Source organism: Bacillus sp. V26, assembly GCF_034296245.1.
GTDB classification, from domain to species: Bacteria; Bacillota; Bacilli; order Bacillales; family Bacillaceae; genus Bacillus; species Bacillus halotolerans.
Genome location: NZ_JAXKQF010000001.1, coordinates 336,981 through 348,348 on the forward strand (window position 1 = coordinate 336,981; position 11,368 = coordinate 348,348).

Below are 11,368 nucleotides of genomic sequence, written 5' to 3' on the forward strand. Positions count from 1 at the left end.
CTTTTTTTATTGGAAATATTTCTCCAACCCGCTCTCAATTCCGTCTGTTACTTTTTCTTGATATGAATTGCTATGTACAATGGCTTCTTCCTGCGGATGGCTTACATATCCTAGCTCGTACAGCATAGCGGGCTGTTTGTTTTCACGGAGCACATAATAATCTCCGAACAGTACGCCGCGGTCAGGAATTGAAGATCGCTTAACCACTTCAGAGTGTACATCTGATGCCAGTTCCTGATCCTTTGCAGGACTGTAGTAATAAGCTGTGCTTCCCCTTGTAGAAGTATCCGCAAAGCTGTCGTAATGAATGCTGATGAAGGCGTCTGCATTGCGGTAGTGAGACGTCGAGACTCGTGACTGTAAGCTGACAAATGTATCATCCTGCCGTGTCACATACACGTCTGCTCCTGCTGATCTAAGTTTGCTGGCCAGCAGTTTCGCCGTTTTGATCGTCAGTTTTTTCTCGAATTGGCCTGAATAGCCGATTGTTCCGCTGTCTTTTCCTCCATGCCCCGGATCGACAACAATCGCTTTGTTTTTCAGCGACCCGCTTCCGGAAGCGGAATCAGCGACAGGCGGCTCTCCGGATTCTTCAACGCTTTTAGACGTCTGTACCACCCAGTTGGCGACATAAGCGGTCTGCCCATTGTCAAGTTTTACTTCATACCAGCTGCCCTTTGATCCGGTAATGGAGTACGCATCGCCTTTGGCTGCGCGTTTAACGATAGAAGCTGATGTTGAGGCATCGCTTCTTAAATTCGTTCCTCCGTATACGATATAGGCTTTTTTTGTACTGTCTGAACTGCTGACATCAGCTGAATCTTCAGCTGGGTCAGAACTGGTCACAATGTAATGGCTTGCGACCCAGCCTTTTAGCCCATTCACTTCAATATGGAGCCAGCCGTTTTTCTCTTCGAGGATTGTAAGTTTCGTTCCTCGCGAGAGTTTTGTTATAATTGCTGCATCATGTGAGGCGGACCCTCTGACATTTAGTGAAGAAACGCCAACCGTGCCCGTTGTTGAACCAGATGATTCTGTCTGATCACTTTCCTCAGACGCTGAACTGCCGCTGCCTGAAGTGACGTATTCGGAAGATACCCATCCGGTGGAATTTCGATATGATATCTTGATCCAGCCGGAATTCTTGTCAATCACTGCGGCTTGGCTGCCCTGCGGGAATTTGCCGATGACTTCGTATGAAGTACCAGGGCCTGTTCTCATCCGTAAATCGGGATCTGTTGATGTTACAGTTTCACTGCTGTCTGTAGAGCTTGTGCCTGACTGTTTTTCCTTAGTAATAAGCCAGGAGACAACCCACCCTTTATCTCCGGAACCAAGCTGTATTTGCACCCAGTCTCCGTCTTCCTTCAAGATGGGGTAGCGTTCTCCTTTTTTCACCTCCGCCATGATGCCGTAGCTAAGCCCCGGGCCGCTTCTGACGTTCATTTCATCTGTTGCGATGACCGCTTCTCCCTGAGCGGCTGTAACGGCAGAAAAAGGCGGGAAAAGCGCCCCGGCGACGATAATACATACAATAAGGACAAAGTGTTTCTTGCTCATTGTGTCCTCCTTTCTAATGATCATAAAAAAAGCTTTCTTTCTTAATATCGTAAAGTCCTTTCTGATTTTTAAATAAAAATAAAATGATTTGTTTATACTAGGCATAAATCCAATGAAAAAGGTGTGCAAATCATGAAATATCATCCAAAAATGGGACGTGCATTTCACGACGGCGAAGGAAACCTGCATTTCAGTGATCATGCCGATCCTGATACAATCGGTTATCTCACTGAAACGGCAACGGAATTTGGTCTTATGTCCAAAGAAGCATCACAGCAGAAAAACAACCGGAATAAAGCTTGACAGAGTACAGCAATGCCATTATTATAATAGAAATCGAGTACATAATAAATAATAATTAAACTGAACCAATAATGGAGAAGAGTAGGTCAGATTGCATGGCTAGAGAGGAACCGCCCCAGGCTGAAAGCGGCTCCCATTGCGTCTTTCTCGAAACAACACTCCGGAGGTTTCCTGCTGAACGCGTGATACCGTCATTAGGCAGTGAACGTGAACCTGCGTTAAAGGATCGAGCGGGAATACGAAAATATTCCAACTAGGGTGGCACCACGGGTATAACTCTCGTCCCTACTATATGTGTATAGTAGAGACGGGAGTTTTTTTATTTTTCATCATTGACGATAAATGTATATTTTATAAGGGATACATAAGGAGGTCTACACATGGGATATAACATTCCAAGAGGAACACAAGATATTCTGCCCGGAGAATCAGAGCGCTGGCAGTATGTTGAACAAATCATGAGAGACACTTGCCGAACTTATCAATATAAAGAAATCCGCACGCCGATTTTTGAGCATACAGAACTGTTCGCCAGAGGCGTCGGGGAGTCTACGGATATTGTACAAAAAGAAATGTACACCTTCCAGGACCGCAAAGGCAGAAGCCTGACGCTTCGCCCCGAGGGAACTGCTGCAGCAGTTCGCGCTTTTAATGAAAATAAATTATTTGCGAATCCTGTTCAGCCGACAAAGCTGTATTATGTCGGGCCGATGTTCCGTTACGAACGTCCGCAGACAGGCCGTTACCGCCAGTTTTATCAGTTTGGAATCGAAGCGATTGGTTCGAAAGACCCTGCAATAGATGCTGAAGTAATGGCGCTGGCGATGGGTATTTATCAGAAGGCCGGCTTGAAAAACGTCAAGCTTGTCATAAACAGTCTTGGCGATCGGGACAGCCGCAAAAGCTACAGAGAAGCGCTCGTGAAACACTTTGAGCCGCGCATCGAGGAATTTTGTTCAGACTGTCAGTCACGTCTGCACACCAATCCGCTCAGAATTTTGGATTGCAAAAAGGACCGGGATCATGAGCTGATGAAATCGGCACCTTCTATTCTTACTTACTTAAATGAAGAATCAGCCGCTTATTTTGAAAAAGTGAAGCAATATTTAAACGATCTCGGCATTTCTTATGAAATTGATCCTAACCTTGTGAGAGGGCTGGATTATTATAATCATACCGCATTCGAAATCATGAGCAATGCGGAAGGCTTTGGCGCTATTACAACGCTTGCCGGCGGCGGCCGCTATGACGGATTGGTCGAGCAAATCGGCGGACCAGAAGCGCCCGGCATCGGATTTGCGATGAGCATTGAACGTCTGCTTGCCGCAATTGATGCTGAAAAAAGAGAACTGCCTGTCGATCAGGGGATTGACTGCTATATCGTGACGCTTGGCGAAAAAGCGAAGGATTATTCCGTTTCGTTGGTGTACAAACTGAGAGAAGCAGGCATTTCCAGTGAAATTGATTACGAAAATAAGAAAATGAAAGGCCAGTTTAAAACAGCTGACCGCCTCAACGCCAGATTTATTGCGATTTTGGGAGAGGATGAGCTTGCTCAAAACAAAATCAATGTAAAGGATGCAAAAACAGGCGAACAGATTGAAGTGGCTCTTGATGAATTGATACATGTGATGAAAGCAAACCAAAAGGGATAAGGAGTGGAACGCATTGTTTGGAAGAACATATTATTGCGGCGAAATGACTGAAAAAGCAATTGGCGAATCTGTAACGCTGAAAGGCTGGGTCCAAAAAAGACGGGACCTCGGCGGATTGATTTTTATCGACTTGCGTGACCGTACGGGAATTGTTCAAGTCGTTTTTAACCCTGATGTATCAAAAGAAGCGCTTGCTATTGCGGAAGGCATCAGAAACGAATACGTACTTGATATTCAAGGAAAAGTGGTTGCGCGCGAAGAAGGCACAGTGAATAAGAATTTGAAAACAGGCGCGATTGAAATTCACGCTGATGCAGTGACTGTATTGAGTGCTGCGAAGACGCCTCCGTTTGCCATTTCTGATCAAGCGGATGATGTATCAGAGGACGTGCGTTTAAAATACCGTTACTTAGATTTGCGCAGACCGGCTATGTTTCAAACGATCCAGCTGCGCCATAACGTGACGAGAGCTGCTCGGGGCTTTTTAGATGAAAAAGGGTTTCTTGATATTGAAACACCGATTTTAACAGGAAGCACACCTGAGGGCGCACGTGACTACTTGGTGCCGAGCCGTGTGCACGAAGGTGAATTCTATGCGCTCCCTCAATCTCCGCAGCTATTTAAACAGCTTCTGATGGTCTCAGGCGTTGAACGCTATTATCAGATTGCCCGCTGTTTCCGCGATGAGGACTTGCGTGCGGACCGCCAGCCTGAGTTTACGCAAATCGATATTGAAATGTCCTTTATGAGCCAGGAAGACATTATGTCATTGGCTGAGGATATGATGGCAAAGATTATGCGTGAAACGAAAGGTGTGGAACTCAAGCTTCCTCTGCCTCGAATGACGTATGACGAGGCGATGAACAAATACGGTTCTGATAAACCGGATACTCGCTTTGACATGCTTTTGACAGATGTATCTGACATTGTAAAAGATACTGAATTTAAGGTGTTCTCATCAGCTGTGGCAAACGGCGGAGTAGTCAAAGCCATCAATGTAAAAGGCGGGGCAGGCGATTACTCAAGAAAAGACATCGATGCTCTAGGCGCATTTGCCGCAAATTACGGAGCGAAAGGACTTGCTTGGGTGAAGGTCGAAGCGGACGGAGTGAAAGGCCCGATCGCCAAATTCTTTGATGATGAAAAGCAGTCTAAGCTGATTGAAGCACTTAATGCCGCTGAGGGTGACTTGCTGCTGTTCGGAGCGGATAAATTCGAAGTTGTTGCCGCATCACTCGGCGCCCTGCGCTTAAAGCTTGGGAAAGAACGGGGACTCATTGACGAAAACCTCTTCAATTTCTTATGGGTTATTGACTGGCCGCTCTTAGAGCATGATGCGGAGGAAGGCCGTTTTTACGCAGCGCACCATCCGTTTACAATGCCTGTCCGTGAAGACATTGAGCTGATTGAAACAGCGCCTGAGGACATGAAAGCGCAAGCCTATGACCTCGTCTTAAACGGCTATGAGCTTGGCGGCGGTTCGATCCGTATTTTCGAAAAGGATATTCAGGAAAAAATGTTTGCACTGCTTGGTTTCACAAAAGAAGAAGCAGCAGAACAGTTTGGATTCCTTCTTGAGGCATTTGAATACGGCGCTCCTCCGCACGGCGGAATCGCGCTTGGCTTAGACCGTCTCGTAATGCTTCTTGCCGGCCGGACGAATCTGAGAGATACGATCGCTTTCCCGAAAACGGCAAGTGCAAGCTGTCTGATGACAGATGCGCCGGGAGAAGTAAGCGACGCGCAGCTTGATGAACTTCATCTTTCTATTAAAACAAAAGTAAAGAACTGAATGTGCAGTTCGATTCTTGAAAATCAAAATCGTCTATGATATGATTTTGACAAGTTAAATAAAGTCCTGATGTGTTAGTTGTACACCTAGTTTTGACCGAACATTTTTTTGATTTGGGAGCCCGCATTTTTAAATGGCGTACATGCCTCTTTTCATTCGGTAAAGAGGACTTACAAGATTTAAAAGAGGGCACCCACCTGCTGAGAGCGGGTTCAAAACAAAGGAAAGCTGCAACGGCACGATTGGGACTTTATTTTTTATGCGCAGAAAAAACGGCTGTTTCTGTAATAGCCATTTATCATATGAAAACCAGATTACGAATGTGGAGTGAGGTTCTTGTTACACCAGTTTTCACGCAATGAATTAGCTATCGGAAAAGAAGGCCTTGAAACGCTGAAAAACAGCACGGTTGCTGTGCTTGGAGTTGGAGGCGTCGGATCGTTCGCAGCGGAGGCGCTTGCACGTTCAGGCGTTGGACGCATCCTGCTTGTCGATAAGGATGATGTGGACATCACAAACGTAAACCGTCAGCTTCACGCTCTTCTTTCAACTGTCGGTCAGCCGAAAGTGGAGTTAATGAAAGCGCGTATTGCAGACATTAACCCTGAGTGTGAAGTGATTTCGTTAAAAATGTTCTATACGGAAGAAACGTATGAGCAATTCTTTGAGTATAACATTGACTACGTAATTGATGCGTCAGACACCATTCATTATAAAATCCATTTAATGAAAGAATGTCTGAAACGGGATATTCCGCTGATCTCCAGCATGGGTGCGGCGAACAAGACAGACCCGACACGTTTCCAAATCGCAGATATTTCTAAAACACATACTGACCCGATTGCAAAGGTGGTTCGTACGAGACTCCGTAAAGAAGGCATCAAAAAGGGCGTTCAAGTGATTTTCTCCGATGAAAGCCCAATTGTGATCCGGGAAGACGTCAGAAAAGAAGTCGGAAATGACGATGCGAAAATCCGCAAAGCCAAAATGCCGCCGTCCTCTAATGCTTTTGTGCCGTCTGTTGCGGGATTGATTATGGGCGGTCATGTTGTCATGGATCTTTTGAAAGATATTGAAATCAAACGCGTGAAGGATAAATAATGAATAAAAAACAGCCTTGAAGCATATTCAAGGCTGTTTTTTTATTTTCTTTTTATTAATTTATCGTACACTTGCTTTAACGCAGATTCAAATTTACCAGTTTGTTTCGGTTTGTAATATTGCTTGTTCTTTAAAGGATCAGGGAGGTACTGCTGTTCAACCCATCCATTTTCGTAATTATGAGGGTATTTATAGTCGATTCCTCTTCCAAGTTCCTGTGCGCCTTTATAATGCGCGTCTTTTAAATGTTTTGGGACATCGCCGATTTTTCCTGCTCTGATGTCCGCGAGCGCTTCATCGATTGCTAAAATAGCTGAATTGGATTTTGGCGAGAGACAGAGCTCAATGACCGCATTGGCCAGCGGTATGCGCGCTTCAGGGAAGCCAATACGTTCGGCGGTCTGAACTGCATGCAGCACTCTCGGTCCGGCCTGCGGGCTGGCTAAGCCGATATCCTCATAGGCGATAACCAAGAGTCTTCTGGCGATGCTTTCCAAGTCACCCGCTTCAATTAATCTGGCCAAATAGTGAAGAGCGGCGTTGGCATCAGAGCCGCGGATCGATTTTTGAAAAGCGGACAAGACGTCATAATGCGCATCACCGTCTTTATCGTGAGAAAAACTCTTCTTTTGCAGGCATTCTTCCGCAGTCTCTAATGTGATGTGGATCACGCCATCCGCAGACTCCTTCGTTGACAATACGGCAAGCTCAAGCGCATTTAAAGCGGAACGGACATCTCCTCCGCATCCGTGGGCAAAATGCTCCATCGCCTGGTCATCAATTGAAACGGAATATGTGCCAAGCCCCCGATGCTCATCATGAAGAGATCGCTCTAATGCCTGTTTAATCAATTCAGGTGTTAATGGCTCTAGCTCAAAAATCTGCGTTCGGCTTCTGATGGCCGGATTTATGGCGTGATATGGGTTAGCTGTAGTGGCGCCGATTAAAATAATCATGCCATTTTCTAAATAAGGCAAAAGAAAATCCTGTTTTCCTTTATCGAGTCTGTGGACTTCATCCAAAATCAAAATGACCTGGCCGGACATTTTGGCTTCTTGGGCTACGATCTCCATATCCTTTTTATTGTTAATAACGGCATTCAGCTTGCGGAAAGCAATACTTGTTGAACCGGCGATTGCTGTTGCGATTGAGGTTTTTCCAATTCCGGGCGGCCCGTACAAAATCATGGATGACAAATGTTTTGCCTGAACCATTCTGCCGATAATTTTATCTTCAGCCACCAGATGCTGCTGGCCGATAATATCCTCTATTTTCGTCGGACGCATCCGATATGCCAATGGCTTCATCATCATCTCTCCTTACTTAATTACAGGGTAACGGAAAACCGGAAATTAGAAAAGGGGGAAGCCCCGTTTCCGCCGGCTTCCATGAAAATTCACAGAAGGTATGCTATAATAGCAGTTGGTCTATTATTTAATAAACGGACGAATTATATAGAAATTACCATTATATATGTGGAAAATCATGAAATAACAGAGGTGTTCATGTTGAAAATATCAACTAAAGGAAGATACGGTCTCACCATTATGATCGAGCTCGCGAAAAAGCATGGTGAAGGCCCGACTTCATTAAAAAGCATCGCACAGACGAATAATTTGTCAGAGCATTATTTAGAGCAGCTGGTATCACCGCTCAGAAATGCCGGCTTAGTCAAAAGCATCAGAGGCGCATACGGCGGATACGTATTAGGCAGTGAGCCGGATGCCATTACAGCTGGAGACATCATCCGCGTGCTTGAAGGTCCGATCAGCCCTGTGGAAGTGCTCGAAGACGAGGAGCCTGCCAAGCGGGAGCTGTGGATCCGCATACGGGATGCCGTTAAAGAAGTGTTAGACAGCACAACATTAGAGGACCTTGCCAGCTACACAGATGGAGAGCAAGAAGCTTATATGTTCTATATTTAGATCAGAGGTGTAAAACAAAATGGAACGGATTTATTTGGATCACGCCGCAACGTCTCCGATGGATGATCGCGTGCTGGAGAAAATGATACCGCATTTCTCCGGAAATTTCGGCAATCCATCCAGCATTCATTCATTTGGAAGGGAATCACGGAAATGGGTGGACGAAGCAAGAGCGCAGATTGCAGCTGAAATTGGTGCGGCAGAACAGGAAATTATTTTCACTAGCGGGGGAACGGAAGCCGATAATTTAGCGATAATGGGAACTGCGCTTGCCAGAAAAGATCAGGGAAAACATATCATCACGACAAAAATTGAGCATCACGCCGTGCTTCACACATGTGAAAAACTGGAGGAAGACGGATTTGAAGTGACGTATCTGGATGTTGATGAAAACGGCAGAGTCAGTGCAAATCAGGTGAAAGAAGCACTCCGTGATGATACAATCCTTGTGACAGTGATGTATGGAAATAACGAAGTCGGAACTGTGCAGCCAATCGATGAAATCGGCCAGCTGCTGAAGGAACATAAGGCTTATTTTCATACCGATGCTGTTCAGGCATTCGGATTTTTTCCAATTGATGTGAAAAGCAGCCATATTGACCTTCTGTCTGTTTCTGGGCACAAGCTCAACGGGCCAAAAGGGACAGGCTTTTTATATGCAAGTAAGGATGTAAAGCTTTCTCCGCTGTTATTCGGAGGAGAGCAAGAAAGAAAACGCCGTGCCGGAACAGAAAATGTTCCGGGAATTGTCGGGCTGAAAGAAGCGGTCAAGCTGTCGGGCGAAGAACGGGACGAAAAAAACGAGAAGTATCAATCGTTTAAAACAATCATTGCCGGCACCCTTAAGGATGCCGGTGTGGCATTCGAGATCAATGGAGATCAAGAGCATAGCCTTCCGCATGTCATGAACCTTTATTTTCCCGGTGTATCTGTGGAGGCCCTGCTGGTAAATCTTGATATGGCGGGAGTCGCGGTTTCCAGCGGATCAGCGTGCACCGCTGGTTCAGTCCTGCCGTCACACGTTCTGACTGCCATGTTCGGTGAAGAGAGCGACCGGCTGACGTCCTCAATTCGAATCAGCTTCGGTCTCGGCAATACGGCTGAGCAAGTGAAAACCGCTGCCGAACATGTGGCTGCCGTTGTAAAGCGGCTGACACAATAAGGCGGACTTAATTATTGGAGTGAATGAAATGGAAAAACGGCCGGAGGATACAAGAGTCGTTGTCGGCATGTCCGGCGGAGTAGACTCATCTGTGGCGGCTCTGCTCTTAAAAGAACAGGGCTATGACGTGATCGGAATCTTTATGAAAAACTGGGATGATACGGACGAAAATGGTTTTTGTACGGCAACGGAAGATTATGAAGATGTCATCCGCGTCTGCAATCAAATCGGAATTCCGTACTATGCCGTTAATTTTGAAAAGCAATATTACGAGAAGGTATTTCAATACTTCCTCGATGAATATAAAGCAGGCAGAACACCAAACCCGGATGTGCTGTGCAACAAAGAAATTAAATTCAAGGCATTTTTGGAGCATGCCCTGTCACTTGGCGCCGACTATTTAGCGACTGGCCACTATGCAAGGGTCGACAGAAGCGGCGGCAAAGTCAGAATGCTGCGCGGCATTGATGAAAACAAAGATCAAACGTACTTCTTGAATCAGCTGACAGAAGATACGCTAAGCAAAGTCATGTTCCCGATCGGCGAGCTTCAAAAAAGCCGTGTGCGTGAAATTGCCAAAGAAGCAGAACTTGCAACGGCAACGAAAAAAGACAGTACAGGCATCTGTTTTATCGGCGAACGCAACTTCAAAACGTTTCTCAGCCAATATCTCCCTGCACAGCCGGGCGATATGATGACGATGGACGGCGAAGTAAAAGGACGCCATGACGGGTTAATGTACTACACGATCGGACAGCGTCACGGCCTTGGCATCGGCGGAAGCGGCGAGCCGTGGTTTGCGGTCGGTAAAGATCTTGAAAAGAACATCCTTTACGTGGATCAAGGGTTCCACAACCCGCTCCTTTACTCCGATAAAATCACAGCAACCAATATCAGCTGGGTTCGTTCGGATATCATGAAGGGCGAAGAGATTTCCTGCACGGCCAAATTCCGTTACCGTCAAGAAGACCATAAAGTCACGGTTCGAATGACTGGGGAAGGCGAAGCGGAGGTTATCTTCGACGAACAGGTCCGTGCTGTCACACCGGGACAAGCCGTTGTCTTTTATGATGGCGAAGAATGCCTTGGCGGCGGAACCATCGATGACGTATATAAAGACGGAACAAAATTGTGGTATGTATAAAATGAAAAACCTCAACAGCGAGTTGGGGTTTTTTAATGAAAGGAAGATGTATGTGGACTACAATCAAGCTGGTATAGAGGCAATGCAGGAAGGCGATTACGAAAAAGCGGCAGAGGCTTTTACAAAAGCGATTGAAGAGAACAAAGAAGACGCAATTCCGTATATTAACTTTGCTAACCTGCTTTCATCAGTAAATGAACTGGAACGGGCACTTGCGTTTTATGAAAAAGCGCTTGACTTAGACAGCGGGGCAGCCACTGCTTATTATGGAGCAGGAAATGTCTATGTTGTAAAAGAAATGTACAAAGAAGCGAAAGACATGTTTGAAAAAGCGCTGCGTGCCGGAATGGAGAACGGTGATCTTTTCTACATGCTTGGAACCGTTCTCGTAAAGCTTGAGCAGCCTAAGCTCGCTCTGCCATATTTACAAAGAGCCGTCGAGCTGAATGAAAACGATGCAGAAGCGCGTTTCCAATTCGGGATGTGCTTAGCGAACGAAGGCATGCTGGACGAAGCACTCAGCCAATTCGAAGCTGTAACAGAGCAAGACCCAGGGCACGCGGATGCGTTTTATAATTCCGGTGTCGCTTATGCTTATAAAGAAAATCGTGAAAAAGCGCTTGAAATGCTGGACAAGGCTATCGAAATCCAGCCCGATCATATGCTGGCGCTTCATGCAAAAAAACTGATCGACCCATCATAAAAAGCTCAGGAGGAGGGACGGCT

At 46.0% G+C, this 11,368-nt stretch carries 10 protein-coding genes, 1 other RNA gene and 1 other annotated feature; of the genes, 9 read left to right on the forward strand and 2 right to left on the reverse strand.

Annotation, left to right across the window (positions count from 1 at the left end; all coding sequences use genetic code 11):
• Positions 1-6: 6 nt before the first annotated feature.
• Positions 7-1,560 (reverse strand): SH3 domain-containing protein, encoded by a 1,554-nt coding sequence (locus UJ203_RS01760; RefSeq protein WP_322008482.1) that lies wholly within the window; start codon positions 1,558-1,560, stop codon positions 7-9.
• 132 nt (positions 1,561-1,692) lie between these two features.
• Here UJ203_RS01760 and UJ203_RS01765 point away from each other — a divergent pair, with 132 nt between their 5' ends.
• The 5 genes from UJ203_RS01765 to UJ203_RS01785 all read left to right on the forward strand — a co-directional run bounded on the left by UJ203_RS01765 (position 1,693) and on the right by UJ203_RS01785 (position 6,411).
• The gene (locus UJ203_RS01765) at positions 1,693-1,863 is read left to right on the forward strand and encodes a YrzK family protein (protein WP_010335119.1); all 171 of its coding nucleotides are present in this window, start codon (positions 1,693-1,695) and stop codon (positions 1,861-1,863) included.
• Between the two features lie 59 nt (positions 1,864-1,922).
• Positions 1,923-2,153: a binding site (T-box leader), on the forward strand.
• Positions 2,154-2,243: 90 nt separating this feature from the next.
• Positions 2,244-3,518: a histidine--tRNA ligase gene (hisS, locus tag UJ203_RS01770; protein ID WP_024122316.1), complete on the forward strand. Its 1,275-nt coding sequence runs from the start codon at positions 2,244-2,246 to the stop codon at positions 3,516-3,518.
• A 13-nt stretch (positions 3,519-3,531) separates the two neighbouring features.
• Entirely contained in the window at positions 3,532-5,310 is a 1,779-nt protein-coding gene (gene aspS / locus UJ203_RS01775) for an aspartate--tRNA ligase (protein ID WP_322008483.1), read from the forward strand.
• A 60-nt stretch (positions 5,311-5,370) separates the two neighbouring features.
• A non-coding RNA gene (ssrS, locus tag UJ203_RS01780) (6S RNA) lies at positions 5,371-5,563 on the forward strand.
• An 83-nt stretch (positions 5,564-5,646) separates the two neighbouring features.
• Entirely contained in the window at positions 5,647-6,411 is a 765-nt protein-coding gene (locus UJ203_RS01785) for a ThiF family adenylyltransferase (RefSeq protein WP_248337281.1), read from the forward strand.
• Positions 6,412-6,452: 41 nt separating this feature from the next.
• Here the strand turns inward: UJ203_RS01785 and UJ203_RS01790 are convergent, their stop codons facing one another.
• The gene (locus tag UJ203_RS01790; RefSeq protein WP_248337283.1) at positions 6,453-7,718 is read right to left on the reverse strand and encodes a replication-associated recombination protein A; all 1,266 of its coding nucleotides are present in this window, start codon (positions 7,716-7,718) and stop codon (positions 6,453-6,455) included.
• A 201-nt stretch (positions 7,719-7,919) separates the two neighbouring features.
• Here UJ203_RS01790 and cymR point away from each other — a divergent pair, with 201 nt between their 5' ends.
• From cymR to UJ203_RS01810, 4 genes are all read left to right on the forward strand, one after another.
• A complete protein-coding gene (gene cymR / locus UJ203_RS01795; RefSeq protein ID WP_003225879.1) occupies positions 7,920-8,336 on the forward strand; it encodes a cysteine metabolism transcriptional regulator CymR in 417 nt (138 codons plus the stop codon).
• A 19-nt stretch (positions 8,337-8,355) separates the two neighbouring features.
• Positions 8,356-9,498 carry a cysteine desulfurase family protein gene (locus UJ203_RS01800; RefSeq protein ID WP_059293514.1) on the forward strand — a complete coding sequence of 381 codons (1,143 nt, stop codon included), beginning with the start codon at positions 8,356-8,358 and terminating at the stop codon, positions 9,496-9,498.
• Positions 9,499-9,526: 28 nt separating this feature from the next.
• Complete coding sequence (mnmA, locus tag UJ203_RS01805; protein ID WP_004398509.1) at positions 9,527-10,642, forward strand: tRNA 2-thiouridine(34) synthase MnmA; 1,116 nt, start codon at positions 9,527-9,529, stop codon at positions 10,640-10,642.
• An 82-nt stretch (positions 10,643-10,724) separates the two neighbouring features.
• Entirely contained in the window at positions 10,725-11,345 is a 621-nt protein-coding gene (locus UJ203_RS01810) for a tetratricopeptide repeat protein (RefSeq protein WP_081638347.1), read from the forward strand.
• Positions 11,346-11,368 lie beyond the last annotated feature (23 nt).

Coding starts and splice junctions, on each gene's coding strand:
- UJ203_RS01790 (WP_248337283.1), bottom strand. CDS start 7,718: ATGAAGCCATTGGCATATCGGATGCGTCCGACGAAAATAGAGGATATT.
- UJ203_RS01810 (WP_081638347.1), top strand. CDS start 10,725: ATGCAGGAAGGCGATTACGAAAAAGCGGCAGAGGCTTTTACAAAAGCG.
- UJ203_RS01760 (WP_322008482.1), bottom strand. CDS start 1,560: ATGAGCAAGAAACACTTTGTCCTTATTGTATGTATTATCGTCGCCGGG.
- hisS (WP_024122316.1), top strand. CDS start 2,244: ATGGGATATAACATTCCAAGAGGAACACAAGATATTCTGCCCGGAGAA.
- UJ203_RS01765 (WP_010335119.1), top strand. CDS start 1,693: ATGAAATATCATCCAAAAATGGGACGTGCATTTCACGACGGCGAAGGA.
- mnmA (WP_004398509.1), top strand. CDS start 9,527: ATGGAAAAACGGCCGGAGGATACAAGAGTCGTTGTCGGCATGTCCGGC.
- UJ203_RS01800 (WP_059293514.1), top strand. CDS start 8,356: ATGGAACGGATTTATTTGGATCACGCCGCAACGTCTCCGATGGATGAT.